The organism is Schaalia sp. (assembly GCF_050312375.1).
Taxonomy (GTDB): Bacteria; Actinomycetota; Actinomycetes; order Actinomycetales; family Actinomycetaceae; genus Pauljensenia; species Pauljensenia hyovaginalis.
On record NZ_JBNOYB010000120.1, the window covers coordinates 49450 to 65593 of the forward strand.

13 protein-coding genes are annotated in these 16144 nt (G+C 68.6%); 9 read left to right on the top strand and 4 right to left on the bottom strand.

Features of this window, described 5'->3' with window-relative positions; translation table 11 throughout:
- Window positions 1-26 precede the first annotated feature (26 nt).
- Complete coding sequence (locus ACQY7V_RS09790; RefSeq protein ID WP_428640056.1) at window positions 27-947, bottom strand: hypothetical protein; 921 nt, start codon at window positions 945-947, stop codon at window positions 27-29.
- A gap of 301 nt (window positions 948-1248) precedes the next feature.
- Between ACQY7V_RS09790 and ACQY7V_RS09795 the strand changes: the two genes are divergently transcribed.
- Window positions 1249-1815 carry a type II toxin-antitoxin system PemK/MazF family toxin gene (locus ACQY7V_RS09795; RefSeq protein ID WP_428640058.1) on the top strand — a complete coding sequence of 189 codons (567 nt, stop codon included), beginning with the start codon at window positions 1249-1251 and terminating at the stop codon, window positions 1813-1815.
- A 216-nt stretch (window positions 1816-2031) separates the two neighbouring features.
- Entirely contained in the window at window positions 2032-2295 is a 264-nt protein-coding gene (gene rpsT / locus ACQY7V_RS09800; protein WP_235361136.1) for a 30S ribosomal protein S20, read from the top strand.
- 135 nt (window positions 2296-2430) lie between these two features.
- Here the strand turns inward: rpsT and holA are convergent, their stop codons facing one another.
- Window positions 2431-3411 carry a DNA polymerase III subunit delta gene (gene holA / locus ACQY7V_RS09805; RefSeq protein ID WP_320835778.1) on the bottom strand — a complete coding sequence of 327 codons (981 nt, stop codon included), beginning with the start codon at window positions 3409-3411 and terminating at the stop codon, window positions 2431-2433.
- Window positions 3412-3633: 222 nt separating this feature from the next.
- Between holA and ACQY7V_RS09810 the strand changes: the two genes are divergently transcribed.
- Both ACQY7V_RS09810 and ACQY7V_RS09815 read left to right on the top strand, forming a co-directional pair.
- The gene (locus tag ACQY7V_RS09810; protein ID WP_320835777.1) at window positions 3634-4950 is read left to right on the top strand and encodes an MFS transporter; all 1317 of its coding nucleotides are present in this window, start codon (window positions 3634-3636) and stop codon (window positions 4948-4950) included.
- A gap of 45 nt (window positions 4951-4995) precedes the next feature.
- Window positions 4996-5640 carry a TetR/AcrR family transcriptional regulator gene (locus ACQY7V_RS09815; protein WP_428640061.1) on the top strand — a complete coding sequence of 215 codons (645 nt, stop codon included), beginning with the start codon at window positions 4996-4998 and terminating at the stop codon, window positions 5638-5640.
- Between the two features lie 84 nt (window positions 5641-5724).
- Here the strand turns inward: ACQY7V_RS09815 and ACQY7V_RS09820 are convergent, their stop codons facing one another.
- Together ACQY7V_RS09820 and ACQY7V_RS09825 are read right to left on the bottom strand one after the other, a co-directional pair.
- Entirely contained in the window at window positions 5725-7137 is a 1413-nt protein-coding gene (locus tag ACQY7V_RS09820) for a glycoside hydrolase family 30 protein (protein WP_154477219.1), read from the bottom strand.
- Between the two features lie 56 nt (window positions 7138-7193).
- The gene (locus ACQY7V_RS09825) at window positions 7194-9308 is read right to left on the bottom strand and encodes a beta-galactosidase (protein WP_320835775.1); all 2115 of its coding nucleotides are present in this window, start codon (window positions 9306-9308) and stop codon (window positions 7194-7196) included.
- A 309-nt stretch (window positions 9309-9617) separates the two neighbouring features.
- On the opposite strand from ACQY7V_RS09825, the gene ACQY7V_RS09830 reads away from it, so the two are divergent.
- From ACQY7V_RS09830 to trpA, 5 genes are read left to right on the top strand one after another with little or no spacing between them, the layout of a single operon-like run.
- Window positions 9618-11261 (top strand): anthranilate synthase component 1, encoded by a 1644-nt coding sequence (locus tag ACQY7V_RS09830; RefSeq protein ID WP_320835774.1) that lies wholly within the window; start codon window positions 9618-9620, stop codon window positions 11259-11261.
- Window position 11262: 1 nt separating this feature from the next.
- Complete coding sequence (locus ACQY7V_RS09835) at window positions 11263-11934, top strand: anthranilate synthase component II (protein WP_235361140.1); 672 nt, start codon at window positions 11263-11265, stop codon at window positions 11932-11934.
- Entirely contained in the window at window positions 11931-12992 is a 1062-nt protein-coding gene (trpD, locus tag ACQY7V_RS09840; protein ID WP_154477211.1) for an anthranilate phosphoribosyltransferase, read from the top strand. Before ACQY7V_RS09835 ends, trpD begins: the two co-directional genes overlap by 4 nt.
- Window positions 12989-15226, top strand: a complete 2238-nt coding sequence (gene trpB, locus ACQY7V_RS09845) for a tryptophan synthase subunit beta (protein WP_320835773.1) — start codon at window positions 12989-12991, stop codon at window positions 15224-15226. Before trpD ends, trpB begins: the two co-directional genes overlap by 4 nt.
- On the top strand, window positions 15223-16074 hold the full coding sequence (gene trpA / locus ACQY7V_RS09850; protein WP_428640065.1) for a tryptophan synthase subunit alpha: 852 nt from the start codon (window positions 15223-15225) through the stop codon (window positions 16072-16074). Before trpB ends, trpA begins: the two co-directional genes overlap by 4 nt.
- Window positions 16075-16144: the final 70 nt, after the last annotated feature.

Sequence of the window (16144 nt, forward strand, 5' to 3'; positions counted from 1 at the left end):
GGAAAGGGGGCGCGCAGTCGCCGGTTTCACTCCGCCGGGGACTCCTCGGCGGAGATTCTCCTCTCGCAGTCCCTGAGGATCTCCTCGAATGCCTCGCATTCGCGGGGTTCGAAAGAGACCGGAGGGTCCTCGACGAGCCTTCGGCACTGCTCGGCCGCAACCTCGTTCCGATCGGCCTCCAGGGCTGCGGCGATGAGGAGGGAACGGCATGAGACCGTGAGGTCATCGTGGGTTCCCAGGGCGCGCTCCATGTCGGCGACCAGGCGGGTCCAGTCCTCGAGGGCCCGCCCGTGATCGCCTGAGGCGAAGCGGCACCTCGCGATCTCGTAGCGCACCCTGAGGGCGCGCCGGTCCTTCACCCCCCATTCCTCCTTGAGGGCATCGAGGATCGAGGAGTAGACGACGATCGCCTCGTCGTACTGACCGTCGAGGAAGAGCACCTCCGCGTAGTTGTCCCGGACGGTCAGGACGCGAAGGTCGTTCTCCGGAAGGCACTCGGCGATGTCGACGATGATCCCCCGGTAGATGTCGGCGGCGTCCTTGAAGCGCCCCTGAGCCTTGGCGGGCATCGCCGAGTTGGTGCGCACCGCCCACCACAGGTCGTGCTCGGTGCCCAGCACCTGCCTCACATCGTCGATGAGCGGCGCGAAGCGATGCTCCGCGAGGACGTCGTAGCCGACTTCGCACATCCAGTACAGCTCCGACGAGCGCGCGATGAGAACCCGGGGATCCCGGGCCCCGAATGCGTTCGTGCCCAATTCGACCGCCCTCCCGGCGAGCCGTCGGCACTCCATGAATGATCCGTTCAGGCCGTTCCATTCGATGATCAGGCGAATGAGGTCGAGGCGCTCCTCCACGCCCAGCCGATCCGAATCGATAAGCGGAGCGGCCGCATCGACGGCCTCGGCGAAGCTGCCTCGCGCCGCAGCCGAGAGCGCCTGCTCCATGCGGCCCCTTCCACATCGAAGTCCTCCTTCGCGCCCCTTCATGGCGCACCCCCTTCCACATCGAAGTCCTCGGCGATCCGCGGACGGGTCCACTGTCACGGATCCGCCCGATTCCGGTACAGGGGAGCGCGCGAAGCTGTGGATAAGGGAGGCGGCGGCGGGCCTGTGACTGCGCCGCGCTTCGGCTGGGTTCTCGCCCCGTCAGGCAATAGGCTCGGCTCGTCGGCGTCCAAGGGCCCGACTCGAAACCGTTCCCGGGAACACCGGGCCCCTTTTGAATCGATGCGAACGGAGATCGGCGATGTCCCTCCTGTCCCTGCTCGGCTCCCTGGGAGGCCTCCTGGTGGAGGTGCTCTCCGACAAGGCCCCCTCCGCGGGATCCCCCGGAAGGCCCGCGACGCCCCGAGGCCGCAAGGACCCCTCCTCGGCGCAGAGCCGCCCGGGATCCGAGGCGCGCGGCGCAATCCGCGAGGCGGGGCTGCGCGAAGCCCTCGCAGCGGCCTCCTACAGCCCCGATCCCGATGGCGAGGCCGATCCCGGGGAGGTCGTCTGGACCTGGGTCCCCTTCGAGGAGGATGCGACGAGGGGCAAGGACCGTCCGGTGGTCGTCCTCGGCCGTGCGCGAGGGGGCGTCTACCTCGCGCAGCTCACCTCGAAGGATCACGACCGCGATGCGGCGCAGGAGGCGCGTTGGGGCCGCTACTGGCTCGACATCGGAACCGGCCCCTGGGATCCCAAGCGACGGCCCTCGGAGGTGCGGCTCGACCGCGCCTTGTGGGCTCCCCTGTCCGAGATCCGGCGGGAGGGGTCGAGCCTGCCCGAGCGGATCTTCCGGGAGATCCTCGCGGCCATGAGGGAGCACGCCTAGAGAGGCCGCGCGGACGTGAGCGTCTTCACGGAATCAACGGGCCCATGCCATTGGCATTGAGCCGAGCCTCGCTGGTATTCTTGTCCTTCGGACTCCCAGCCTGGTCGGGCAGGGGGTCTGGTCGGAGCCGTTCGAGGATGTCCCCACGTCCCAGTCCCGGTTCAGACACAGCCCTCACCGACCCTGCACGACAATCTTTCAAGGAGTTTTCCCACTGTGGCGAACATTAAGTCCCAGATCAAGCGGATCCGCACCAACGAGAAGCGCCGCCTGCGCAACCAGTCTGTGAAGTCCGAGCTCAAGACGCTCGTTCGCAAGACCCGCGAGGCCGTGGACGCCGGCGATAAGGAAGCGGCCCTCGCCGCCCTTCAGCTCGCCTCCCGCAAGCTCGACAAGGCCGTTTCCAAGGGTGTCATCCACAAGAACCAGGCCGCGAACCGCAAGTCGAAGCTCGCGCGTCGCGTGTCGAAGCTCGGCTGATTCGATCTTCATCGCGTTCGGGGGTCGCCGGAAGGCGGCCCCCGATCCGTATTCTTGCAAGTTTCGCCCTCGACGCAGCGCCGCTCACCCCGCCCCGGATGCGCCTCGACCGGGCCCGGGCCGATCCGCCCGGCCCTAGCGACGAGCGCGCAGGCGGCAGATCGTGATGACGGCCTTCTCGATCGCCCGTTCGCGGTCCTTGGACAGGCCCTTCGCCTCTTCATCGGCGAGGGCGATCGCGCTGATCGCATCGGCGAGCGCATGATCGTGCCAGCCCCGGAGTTCGCGCCGCGCCCGATCGACCTGCCAGGAGGGCATCTTCGCGATCACGGCCCTCGATCCTGAGGAGACCTTCGTGAGGGTGCGGAACTTCATCGCGAGTGCGCTCACGATCGCGAGCGGATCGACGCCCGTGACGAGAGCGTGTCTGAGCAGGGTGAGCGCACGGGCGGTCTCCCCCGCGATCGCCGCATCGGCGATGGTGAAGCCCGTCGCCTCGATCCGCCCGGCGTAGTAGCGGTGGACGTCCTCGATGCGGACGGTCCCCTCGACGTCGACGAGGAGCTGGGCGACGGCGGCCGCCATCGCGCGAAGGTCGGATCCCAGGGCATCGACGATGGCGCGCATCGCGTCGACGTCCATGCTTCGTCCGGCGGCCCGCACATCGGCGCGCACGAGCTCGAACTTGTCCTGATCCTTCTTGATCTCATCGGCGGGGATCACCGGGAAGCCGGCCTTCGCGATCGCGTCGAGGACTTTCTTGCCGCGCGCGTTCCCGCCCGGATGGCAGATGACGATCCACACCTCGGGAGCCGGGGCCTCGATGTAGGCGAGGAAGTCCTTGACGAAGTCGTCGTTCATCGATTCGGCATCGCGCACGAGGACGAGTCGCGATTCGCCGAAGAGCGAGGGCGAGGTGAGGATGTCGAGATTGCCGAGGGCGTAGCCGGCCGCTGAGATCTCGGAGCGCTCGAGCCGCGGGTCGGTCCGGAGCGCCAGGGCGCGGATCGCGGAGAGCGCCCGATCGATGAGGAGCCCTTCTTTGCCCTTGATGAGGATGACGGGCGCGAGTTCAATCCCTTCGGATTTGGCGCTCCTGCGCCCACCTGCCGCCATGAATCCTCCCGATCCGTCCGCTGATCACCGCCGTGCCCTCCCAGTGTGTCACGAGGAGGAGTCATTACGGGCACGGGCTCACCCGAGCGGGCGACTCGGCGCTGCTCATGCGGACGGACGCCCTTGACGAGCGGCGCGGCGGCGACCTACGCTTTATTTACTACCTACTAGGTAGTTCATATCATTCATGACGGACACCGCTGTTCGACGAAAGGGCACCCCATGGAGAAGCTCGAAGAGGCAGTTGCGAACGGGGAGCAGAGCCCGCAGGCCGCTGCCCCCTCCACCCTGGCTCCCGACACCCATCAGCCGATGGCGAAGGGAACGATGTTCCGATTCGGCACGGGATTCTTCCTCATCTCCCTCCTGTGGGCGATCGGCCTGTCGATCATCGCCTCAGTACTGCTCCCCCAGCGCCTCAAGGACCTCGGAGTCGCCAACCCCGATGCGCTCCTCGGCTCGATCAATGCGATCACGGCGATCGTCTCGCTCGTCTCCAACCTCCTCTTCGGCAATTTCTCCGATCGCACGCGCTCGCGCTTCGGCAAGCGCACCCCCTGGATCGTCCTGGGCGGCATCCTCGGCGGCATCACCCTCTTCGGCGTCGGCGTGCTCGGCGACCTGACTCTCCTGACCCTCGACTACTGCCTGTGCATGGTCGGCCTCAACATGATGCTCGCCCCCGCGGTCGCGGTCCTGTCCGACCGCGTCCCCGAATCGATCCGCGGCACCATGTCGACCTTCTGGGGCGTCGGCGCCTCCATCGGATACCCCCTCGGCGCGATCATCGGATCCTCCTTCATCACCGGCGGTTCGGCCGAGATCTCCGGCTTCGTCCTCGGCGGCGTCCTCATGGGCGTCTCCGGCATCGTCGCCGTCGCGGTCTGGCCGCGCGAGGCCGCCTCGAGCGGAAGCGCCGCCACCGGCGGCCTCTCCGACATGCTCCGCTCCTTCACCCCGCCGACCAAGGGCGCCTCGGACTTCTACAAGGCCTTCTTCGGCCGCTTCACGATGCTCATCTCCTACCAGATGATCAACGCCTACCAGCTCTACATCATTCAGGACTACCTGCACCTGTCCGCGGGCGAGGTCGCCGCCACGGTCGCCGTGACCAACTCGATCATCCTCGTCACCTCACTGCTCGGCGGTTTCCTCGGCGGCCCGATCTCCGACCTCCTCCGCCGCCGCAAGGTGCCCGTCGTCCTCGCCTCCCTCTGCTTCGCGATCGGCGTGGCGATGCCCTGGATCTTCCCCTCCACCCTCGGCATGTACCTCTTCGCCGCGATCGCGGGCTTCGGATACGCGGTCTACTCCTCGGTCGACCAAGCCCTCAACGTCGACGTCCTGCCCGATCCGGAGACGGCCGGCAAGGACCTCGGCATCCTCAACATGTCGACGACCTTCGGTCAGATGTGCGGCCCGCTCATCACCTCCTTCATCGTCACCTCGACCGGCAACTACGCCCTGGTCTTCCCGGTGTCGATCACCTGCGCCGTCATCGGCTGCTTCTCGATCCTCGCGATCAAGAAGGTGCGCTGAGCAGCGCTTCTTCAAACCCCGGGGGCATGCCACTACACTGGTGGCATGCCCCCCTCGTCTTCGCGCCCTCGCGTCCGCATGTCCGCCGAGCAGCGCCGTGAGCAGATCGTCGAGGTCGCCACGGGACTCGTCGCACGATACGGATTCACCGGGCTGTCGCTCCAGGACGTGGCCGACGCCGTCGGCATCACCCAGGCCGGACTCCTCCACTACATCGGCAATAAGAACGGTCTGCTCCGACTGCTCCTCTTCGACCGCTACGACAAGCAGGGCACCCCTCAGGACTTCCTCGATTCCGGGGCGCCCGGGGCGATCCACCCCGAAGGCATGAGCCTTCCCGCCTACTTCCGCTTCCTCACGGCCTTCAACGAGGCCAGGCCCTCCCTCATGGAGCTCTACATGACCCTCGGGGCCGAGGCCACCGATCCCGATCACCCCGTTCACGACTACTTCCGAACCCGCCCCGATGCGGTGTGGGACTACTACTCCGGATTCACGTGGAGACTGCCGCCCGAGATCGAGGCCGAGGGCGGGTGGGCGACGATGCGCCCCCTCATCGAGATGGCGATCGAGGCGATGGACGGCGCGCAGATCCGCTTCTTCCGCGAACCCGCCATCTCACTCGTCGAGGAATGGGCCCGATGGGAGGCCCTCCTGTTCCCCTCGCCCCTGTGGGACGACTACCGCTGATCCCCCGTCGGCACGGTCGGCTGAGAGGCCGGAGGGCCCGGAGGAGCATGACGGCTCCCCGGGCCCTCCGGCCCGTCCCGCAGCTCAGGCGAGCGGCTTGGCGATGACCTCCACCTCATCGGCCGGCACGACGAGCGTGACGATCGAATCCGCCGGAGCCGTGAAGCGCAGGTTCTTCGCACCCACGCCCACGACGAACTCCTGGGGCTCGGTCATGTCGTTCTGCGCGGCGATGACGACCGATCCGTCGGGATTGAGGAAGGACAGGATGTTCTCGAAACCCGAGTAGGACAGGGACGAGACGAAGCTCGCCCCCGGCTCCACGAAGCCGGACAGGTGCTTGAGGACGTAGTACTCGTGACTGAAGCGCCCCTCACCGGTCTCGGGGTCGACGACGATGAGCGAGTTCTGGCTCCAGCCCCAGCGCGAGACGCCGCCCTCCTCGAGGGCGAGGTTCCAGTAGTCGTAGACCGAGGCGCCGTTGGTGAAGTAGTGCCGCATCATCGACCAGGCGTAGCGGGCGTAGCGCCAGTCGTTGAGGCCGTCGCCGCATTCCTGCTCGGACTGGTAGATCTTGAGCCCGGGGTGGGCGTGATGGACGAAGGGCACCGCGTTCTTGCCGTCCCATTGGAAGCCGACTCCGCCGATCTTGGGGCCGACCTCCGGATCGGCGAGGACCTTCTCCACCAGGGCGTCATCGGCGCGTTCGACGGTGCCGAAGAAGACCTCGACTCCGCGCGCCTCCATCTCGGGGATGAGCCGCTTGAGGAAGGCGATCAGGCCCTCGGGCGTCCACGTGCAGGCCGGGAACACCTGGGCGGAATTGAACTCGTTCTGGGGCATGACCATCGAGATCTCGATGCCGCGGGCCCGGTACTCGTCGATGAAGCGCCCGAAATAGCGCGCGTAGGCGTCGAGGTTGTCCTCGGAGAGGATGAAGCCGTCCGTCCCCTCGGCGATCTGATTGTCGGGATCGAGACCGTTGTCGTACTTCGTCTGCTCGCTCAGGGGGTTCGGCGCCGAGCAGGCGTAGTGCTTGTTCTTCTTCATCCAGGTGGGCGGGCACCACGGCGACGCCCACAGGGACAGGTCCGGCCGGTGGGCCTTGGCGGCGCGGATGAAGGGAACGAGGGTGGCGTCGTCGTGGGCGAGGGAGAAGTGCTCGAGCGCGCGGTCGCCCTCGACCTCGTCGTAGGAGTACCAATCGGTCGAGAAGTCGTTCGCGCCGACGGGCATGCGGCATACGGACAGGTTCGCTCCGACGCCGGGGGCGAAGACCTCGCGGAGGAACTCCTGGCGGCGCTCCTCGGGCAGCTTGGACAGGGCCACCCAGCCGAGCTCGTTGAAGCAGATGCCGAAGCCGTCGACCCTCTGGCGGGGCTGATCCAGGCGCAGGAAGGCCCCGGGGAAGGCCGTCATGTCCTCGAGGACGGGGGCCTGTTCGGGAGTGAACCAGTGCTCGTCCCGGGTCGTTGCGCAGAAGCGGATGTCACTCATCGTCGGGTGCTCCTCATTGGGTGTCGTGGTCGGTGGACGAATGAGATTCGGGCGGATCAGGCGGGGGCGTCGCCCTCGAGGACGAGGACGCCCCAGGCGGGGATGCGGATCGTCTCCCCTTCGGCGATGCGCTCGCCGGGGGCGCCGAGGACTCCCAGGACGTCCCTTCCCGCGACGGGCGAGACGATCTCGACCGGGTCCTTGGCATAGCGCAGGAAGTAGGTGAGCCCCCGTCCGGCCCCGTTGACCCCCCGCTTGACCGTGACGGCGCCGGCGAGATCCTGGGCCCAGTCGGTGACGCCCGCCCGTCGGGCGACGAGGAGCAGGACCTGACGGAGCACTTCGGGCGAGGCCCAGGCTCCGATGTGCGTGATCGAGCCTTCGCCGAGTGCGCGGCGGGCGATCGCGGGACCGGACCAGGCGTGATGCTCGTATTCGGCGAGCACTTCGATCTCGGCGTCCCCCAGGGGCGCGCCGACGGGGGTGAGGAGCTCCATGAAGTGCTCCAGACCGCGTTCCGCGTCCTCGGCGAGCGCGGAGGCGAGTTCCCCGAGGGGCTTGAGGCGCACGCCCTTGGGCGCGGTGAACTGGTCGGTGCCCAGGCCGAGGAGTTCGGACAGGCCGTGCGGCTGCCGGTCGACGTGGACTTGGACGTTCTCATCGGCGACCCCGGTGCGGAAGGTGGTGACGAGGTGCCCTCCGCCGAGCGCGTAGCCCCGCAGATTCTCGATGACGGAATCGGGGGCGCAGTAGAGCGCGGGGACGATGAGCGCCTCGTAAGCGCGGAGGCGTTCGAGCGGGGCGTCGACGGGGACGAAGTCGACTTCGAGATTCACGTCGAAGAGGGCGTCGTAGACGGCGCGCAGAACGTCGTTGTAGTTCACGCCCTGCCCGAAGCGCGGGAAGCCGGTGCCGATCGAGAACCATTCGAGGGCGGTGTAGGCCTCATTCGACACCATGATCGCAATCGGATTGCGCTTCCTCAGTCCGGACAGGGAGTGCGCGTGCGCTCCGGCTTCACGGCCGAAGCGCGCGGCTTCGAGGTAGGTGGGATTCGCCGAGTAGTCCTGGGAGACGAGGCCCTTCCAATAGGTCTCGAAGGAGTTGTGGATCGAGCCCCAGTGCCAGTACATGACGCCGAGCGCTCCGGAGGCGAGGTGGGAGTAGGCCTGGAGGCGCAGCTGGCCGGGATAGGGCAGCCAGCCCATCTGCCCCTGGGCTTGGGTTTCGAGGACGAGGTAGGGCGCTTGCTTGAGGGAGCGGGACAGGTCGCCTCCGAAGGCGATCTCCTTGCCGGTGAGTTCGTCCTCGCCGGGGTGGTAGATGTCGACGCCGGCGAGGGTGACGGCATCTGCGGCCTTGAAGTGGTCGACGGCGGGCTGGAGTCCGAAGGAGTGGCCGCGCCACTCGTAGTCGAAGTTCTGCGTGACGAACTGGTCCTCGCGGCGGTACTCGTCGACGAGGGCGCGCTGCCATGCGAGGAACTCGGTGACCAGACCCCGCCGGAACTCGTCGAAGGCGGCGGCGAGGGATCCGTTGATCGTCCCGGTGACGTCGGGGAACTCCTCCCAGGCGTTGATCCGGTTCGACCAGTAGTTGAGCCCGTAGGCGGCGTTGAGGGCGTCGAGGTCTCCTCCGAAGCGCTCCTTGAGCGAATCGACGAAGGCGCGCTGGATATCGGGGTTCGCCGCGTCGTAGTACTTGGTCTCGTTGTCGAGCTGGAAGCCGACGACGGCCGGATGGGGCGCGGTGCGCTCGACGAGGGCGCGGATGGCCCGTTCCGCGTAGTACCGGTAGGCGGGGGCGGTGATGTCCATGTTCTGACGGGGACCGTAGGTGTTGGTCCCCGATGCGGTGACGCCCATGATCTCGGGGTGACGCGCGGCGAGCCAGGTGGGGACGGCTGCGGTCGGGGTGCCGATGATGACGTCGAGGCCGTGCGCTGCTGCGGCTTCGATCGCCCGATCGACATGGGTGAAGTCGAAGACTCCGGGGGCCGGATTCCAGGTGCCCCAGGTGAATTCGGCGATCCGGATGGTCGTGAACCCCGCTTCGACCATCATCTCCATGTCGCGATCGAGTCGATCGGCGCCGGCGGACTCGGGCGTGTATTCGTCGTAGTAGGCGGCTCCGAAGAGGATTCGTTCGGCATTCGTCTCGCTTCGGCTCATGGCTACCTCCTGCGGCTCCCTCGCCACTTATCTAGTGCTTAGTAGATAGTAGACCAACTGTCCTTCCCTGTGAAGTCCTTGAGCATGAGAGATTCACATCGTCTCGAATACGGAAACACGAGGACGCCCGCACGGCTCCGCCCCTACGCTGAAGCCATGCACACGATCGACTCCCGCTGCTGGTGGTGGCTCCCCTCAGGGCGAGCCGCAGCCTCCGCGTAGCCGGAGCACAACGATCAGGAGCTCGCCGTCAGGCGGGCTCTTCGCATGCACGGGCGCTTCCTGGCGGCACGACCAGGAAGACGACCCATGACCCCCATCCAGCCGACGGTCCTCACGCAGCCCGTCCGCTACTCCAGCAACTGCGCAGCCCTCCTCGACGACCTCACCCGTTCAGGGCTCATCACGACGGCGCCCGGAGCGGACGGCGCCCCGCGCCCCCTCGACACGCTCCTCCTCGAAACAGTCGACATCACCACCGGGGACTCACGGACCTCGATCGCACTGCTCGAAGCGCAGACGCGACTCACCTGCACGGGTTCACGCGTCCTCCTCGAAGCCCTGCCCCGATCAGGGCCGGACGGCCTCGCCTGCCTTCAGCGCGTCGAGGACGCCCTCGGCGCCTACAGGACGGACGGCTCGGCCCGCGAGGGGCGCCTCGAACTCGACATCCCCGCCCCGGAGGCAAGCGCCCTCGAGGAGCGCGAACGCCTCCGCGCCGATTCCACGATCGTGCCGCTCCGCGTCCTGGCGCAGGCGAAAGTCGACCACCCGCACCTCCCGCTCGAAGCGGGCGTCTTCGCCTTCGACTACCTCGCCGGCTTCGAGCCCCTCCCCGAAGTCGGCCCCGGAGCGAACACCTGCCCCGATTACCTGTTCTACGACGCGCGCATCCTCCTCGTCGTCGACCACCCGACGTCGAGCGCTACCCTCGTCGGCGCGAGCCTCGATCCCTCGGAGCTCGAAACGCGCATGAACGAACTCGCGGCGGCGATCGACGCCCACTCCCCGACTCCCGCCGCTACGGCCCCGCCCGCCGAGGCGGAAGCCCTTCACGCCCGCCCCACCTCGAGCGACAGCGCCTTCGCCCGAAGGGTCGCACAACTCAAGGAATCGATCATGTCCGGCGACGTCTACCAGGTGGTGCCCTCCCGCGGATACGAGATCGACTGCCCCGACGCGCTGGCCGCCTACGGGCGCCTGCGCGAATCCGATCCGAGCCCGTACATGTTCTACCTCGGAGCCCCCGAGTTCGAGCTCTTCGGCGCCTCCCCCGAATCGGCCCTCCTGCATTCAGCGGCCTCCGGCCGCGTGGCGATCCGTCCGATCGCGGGAACGCGCCCCCGAGGATTCAACGCCGAGGGGGCCATCGATCACGAACTGGACACCCGCCTCGAACTCGAACTGCGCACCGACGCGAAAGAGCTGGCCGAACACGTGATGCTCGTCGACCTCGCCCGCAACGACCTCGCCCGGGTTAGCCTTCAGGGCACCCGCAAAGTCGACCAGCTCCTCAGAGTCGACCGCTACAGCCGCGTCATGCACCTCGTGTCCGAAGTCTCCGGCATCCTCGATCCCGAGCTCGACGCCCTGGACGCCTTCCGCGCCTCGATGACGATGGGCACGCTGACCGGGGCCCCCAAGCTCCGCGCCGCAGAACTCATCCGCCTCGCGGAAGGAGCCCGACGGGGCTCGTACGGCGGTTCAGTCGGCTACCTGCGCGGAGACGGCGAATTCGACACCTGCATCGTCATCCGCTCCGCCTTCGCTGCCTCGGGCCGCGCCCTCGTGCAAGCAGGCGCCGGCGTCGTCTTCGACTCCGACCCCGACAAGGAGGCCGCCGAGACCGCGCACAAGGCCTCTGCCGTGCTCCACGCCATCGCCGCGTCCCAGGGGCGCCGTCTCCTCGTCAATTCGGGCGACGAGGACGAGAACTCGCGGAAGGGAGAATGACGTGCGCGTCGTCCTGCTCGACAATCGCGATTCCTTCGTCTACAACCTCGTCGACCAATTCGCCTCCTCGGGCGCTTCGATCGAGGTGTACCGCAACACCCTCGAAGCCGGGAGGATCCTCGACGCCCTCGCGCCCCCTCACGACGACGGAACGGGCCGGGACCGTCCGATCCTCGTCCTCTCCCCCGGACCCGGTCATCCCGCAGAAGCCGGATGCCTCATGGAGCTCCTCGACGCGGCGCTCTCACGCGCCATCCCGACCCTGGGCATCTGCTTGGGCTTCCAGGCGCTCGTCACCGCATGCGCGGGCGCAGTCGCCCGCATCAGCCCCGTCCACGGGAAGTCCACCCGAGTGGAGCTCACCGAGGAGGGACGAGCCGATCCCGTCCTCTCCCAGCTCCACGAGCCCCTGCACGTCGCGCGCTACCACTCGCTCGGGACCCGTCGACTCCCGGCGGCGCTCGTCCCGCTCGCCCGGACGCCTCCCGAGGACCCGGCCGGCCCCGGAGTGGTCATGGCCGCCCGCCACCGCCGACTCCCGGCCCTCGGACTCCAGTTCCACCCCGAATCGCTCCTCACACCCCAGGGCCCTGCACTGCTCACGGCCCTCACCGAAGAACTCGCCCAGAGCGGGGCCGAGGCTCCGCGAACCCGACCCGGGAGATCAAGATGAACACGGACAGCACCACTGAAACCCAAACCGCCCGCAGCATCGTCCATTCCGTCATCCGCGGGGAACGACTGGACTACGACTCGACCCGCGCGGTCTTCTCCGCCCTCGGAGCAGGACTCCTCACGGACCTCGAGACCGCCGCGCTCCTCGCGGGACTGCACGCGCGCGGTGAAACCGCGACGGAGCTCGCCGGCGCCGCCGACGCCTTCAGGGCGGCCGCGCGCCCCTTCCCGAAGGCCTCACGCCCGCTCGTCGAGATCGTCGGCACCGGGGGCGACGGTGTCGGGACGATCAACATCTCCACCGGCGCAGGCCTCACCGCGGCCTCGATGGGGCTCGCCGTCGCCAAGCACGGGAACCGGGCGGTCTCCTCCAAGACCGGTGCCGCAGATGTCATCGCCGAACTCGGCCTGCCCCTCGATCTCACCCCCGAACAGGCCGCCCGGACGCTCGAGAACGACGGATTCGCCTTCCTCTTCGCCCAGGCCTACCACCCCGCAATGCGCTTCGTCGCCCCCGTGCGCACCGCGCTGGCCAGCCCGACGATCTTCAACATCCTCGGCCCCCTCATCAACCCCGCAGACATCTCCTACCAGCTCATGGGGGTCGCGGAACCGAAACTCCTCGACATGATCGCCCAGACGCTCCACCGTCTCGGCCGCGAGCGCGCCCTGGTCGTCAACGGCCTCGGCCTCGACGAGATCACCCTTCATGGAACGACGAGCGTCCGCGAAGTGACTCCCGAGGGCGTCAGGCGCTTCGAGGTCTCGCCGGAAGACCTCGGGGTGAAGACGCGTCCGCTGGCCGAACTCCTCGGCGGTGATCCCGCTGAGAACGCGAGAATCCTCAGAGCGGTCTTCGAAGGACGCGGCAGCGACGGGCAGCGCGAATCGATCGGCGTCAACGCCGGCGCCCTGCTCTATCTCGTCGGCCGCGTCGACTCGCTCGCCGAGGGCACGCAGGCCGCACTCGACCAGCTCGCGTCGGGGCGCGTCGCCGACTACCTCGACGGCCTCGCCAAGAACTCCCGGAGCATCGCGGAAGGACGCGTCGCATGAGCATCGCCGATCGCCCGCCCCTCGCGCCCGTCGAGACCCGCCTCATCCGCACGGGCACCGTCCTCGACGACATCGTCGCCCTGCGGCGCTCGCGCCTGCCCGAGATCCGCGAGCGCTTCGGGCGCCTCAGCCCCGACGCCCTCGAAGCTTCGAGCCGGTCCTTCGAGGAGGCCCTGCGCACGCGCAGCGGACCGGGACGCACCGGTCGGCCCGCGCTCATCCTCGAATGCAAATCGGCCTCGCCCTCGCTGGGGACGATCCGCTCCGACTACGATCCCGCGGCCCTGGCCGCGAGCTACGCGCCGCATGCCGCGGCGATCTCGGTCCTGACCGAACCCGATCGCTTCAACGGCTCCTTCGAGGATCTCCGAGCCGTGCGGGCCGCCGTGGATCTGCCGATCCTCGCCAAGGACTTCATCGTCGACCCCCTTCAGGTCCTCATCGCGCGCCACCTCGGCGCGGACGCGATCCTCCTCATGCTGTCGATCGTGCCCGACGAGGCGTACATCGAGCTCGCGGGCCTCGCCGCTGCGCTCGGCATGGACGTTCTCACCGAAGTCTCCACGCCCGAGGAGATGTACAGGGCGGCGCGCCTGGAGGCGCGGATCATCGGGATCAACAACCGGGATCTTCGCACCCTCGACACCGATATCGCTCGGACCGAGGCCTTCGCCCCCCTCGCCCCCTCCGGCGCGGTCCTCGTCGCCGAATCCGGAGTGTCCGCGCCCGCCGACGTCGCGCGACTCGCCGGCCTCGTCGACGCCCTCCTCATCGGCTCCTCCCTCTGCGCAGCGGCCGATCCCGCAGCGCTCGCAGCCTCCTTCGTCGAAGCCGTCCCCCTCAGCGGGTCCCGGGCCCCTTCGCCGCGTACGACGAGCGCCGGGCGGGAGAGCAGACGCGCGCACGAGGATCATCGCCATCCCCGCCTGCCCGCCTACTTCGGCCCCTACGGCGGGCAGTTCGTCCCCGAGCTCCTCATCCCCGCTCTCGATCAGCTCGAGGACGCCTACATCGAGGCGATGGCGGACCCGGGCTTCCTCGCCGAACTCGACGACTTCATGAAGCGCTACCTCGGGCGCCCCACCCCGGTCACCGAATTGAGGAACCTCCCGCTCGAGGGCAATGCGCGCATCCTCCTCAAACGCGAGGACCTCGTCCACGGCGGCGCTCACAAGGGCAACCAGGTGCTCGGGCAGGCGCTGCTCGCCAGGCGCATGGGCAAGACCCGCATCATCGCCGAAACCGGCGCGGGCCAGCACGGCACCGCGACGGCCATGGTGTGCGCCCTGCTCGGACTCGAATGCACGATCTACATGGGGGCGACCGATGTCGTCCGCCAGGCCGCGAACGTCGAGCGCATGGAGCTCATGGGGGCGCGCGTCGTTCCGGTCGCCTCGGGCGCGGGCACCCTCAAGGACGCGGTCAACGAGGCGCTGCGGGATTGGACGGCCTCCTTCGCCACGACCCATTACCTTCTGGGCACCGCCGCCGGCGCCCATCCCTTCCCCACGATCGTTCACGAATTCCATCGGGTGATCTCCAGGGAGGCGCGCGCTCAAGTCCTCGCGCTCACCGGGCGCCTGCCCGATCAGGTCATCGCCTGCGTGGGTGGAGGATCGAACGCCATCGGGGCCTTCTCGGAGTTCATCGGGGACGAGTCCGTGGGCCTCATCGGCGTCGAACCCGCGGGCGAGGGGCTCGACTCGGGCCGTCACGGGGCCCCCATCAACGCGGGCAGGGTCGGGATCCTCCACGGGGCGCGCTCGTACCTCATGCGCACCGAGGAGGGGCAGATCGAGGAGTCCTTCTCGGTGTCCGCCGGACTCGATTATCCGGGAGTCGGCCCTGAGCACGCCCACCTGGCGGACACCGGGCGCGCCTCCTACGTCGGGATCACCGATGAGGAGGCCGTCGAGGCCTTCATCCTCCTGTCGCGCTGGGAGGGGATCATCCCGGCCCTCGAGTCCTCGCACGCCCTCGCCCACGCGCTGAAGATCGCGCGGCGCACGCCCCCCGATGCGCCGACGCCGACGCTCCTCGTGTGCCTATCGGGCAGAGGCGATAAGGACCTCGACCAGGTCCGCGTCCGGCTCGGCGGGTCCTTCAGCGAGGATGGCGCGGTCGCGAGGGCGGCGCGGATGGTCGAGGACATGGGGAAGCGGAACGAGTACCTGGGGCTGGCGCGCTCGGCGGGCCGCAGCGCAGGCGAGAGGGAAGGGCGGGCCCGGGCATGAGCCGGTACGCGAAGATGTTCGCGCGCCTCGAGGAGGAGGGCTCCGGCGCCTTCGTCCCCTTCGTCATGATCGGCGATCCGAGCCTCGGCATGTCCGAAGCGATCATCGAGGCGCTCATCGAAGGCGGTGCCGACGCCCTCGAGCTCGGCGTCCCCTTCTCCGACCCGGTCGCCGACGGCCCGACGATCCAAGGCTCTCACCTGCGCGCCCTCGCGGGCGGCGCGGGCCTCGCCGCCTGCTTGGAGGTCGTCGAGCACGTCCGCGAGCGCCACCCCGAGCTGCCGATCGGCGTGCTCGTGTACGGGAACGTCCCCTTCGCCGTGGGAGTCGAGGATTTCTACGCCGCCTGCGCCGATGCCGGGATCGACTCGGTGCTGCTCCCCGATGTCCCGATCCGCGAGGGCTCGGACTTCTCGCGCGCGGCCCGGGCGGCCGGGATCGATCCGGTGTACATCGCACCGCCCTCGGCATCGGACGAGGCCCTGGACGCCGTCGCCTCGGCATCGCGCGGATACGTGTACGCGGTCTCCCGGGCGGGAGTCACGGGCACGGAGAGCGCCGCCTCGACCGTCGGGCTCGCCCGGTCCGTGAGGCGCCTGGGCCAGGAGGCCGCCGCTCCCGTCATGCTCGGCTTCGGCATCTCCACGCCCGAGCACGTGAGGGCGGCGATCAATGCGGGCGCCGCCGGCGCGATCTGCGGTTCAGCGGTCGTGAAGATCGTCGAGGAGCACTCGGGCGCCCTCGTGAGCGCGGGGACCGGGGACGAGGATGAGGTAGAGCGCTTCGAATCGGCGCGCAGGGATCTCGTCGCCTTCGTCTCCCGGATGAAGGCCGCCACGAGGCGCTGAGGGCGTGGCGCGGCGCCCCGAGGCCCTTCTTCGTCGAGGCCCGCGCTCGCCCGCGGCACCGGACGAGCAG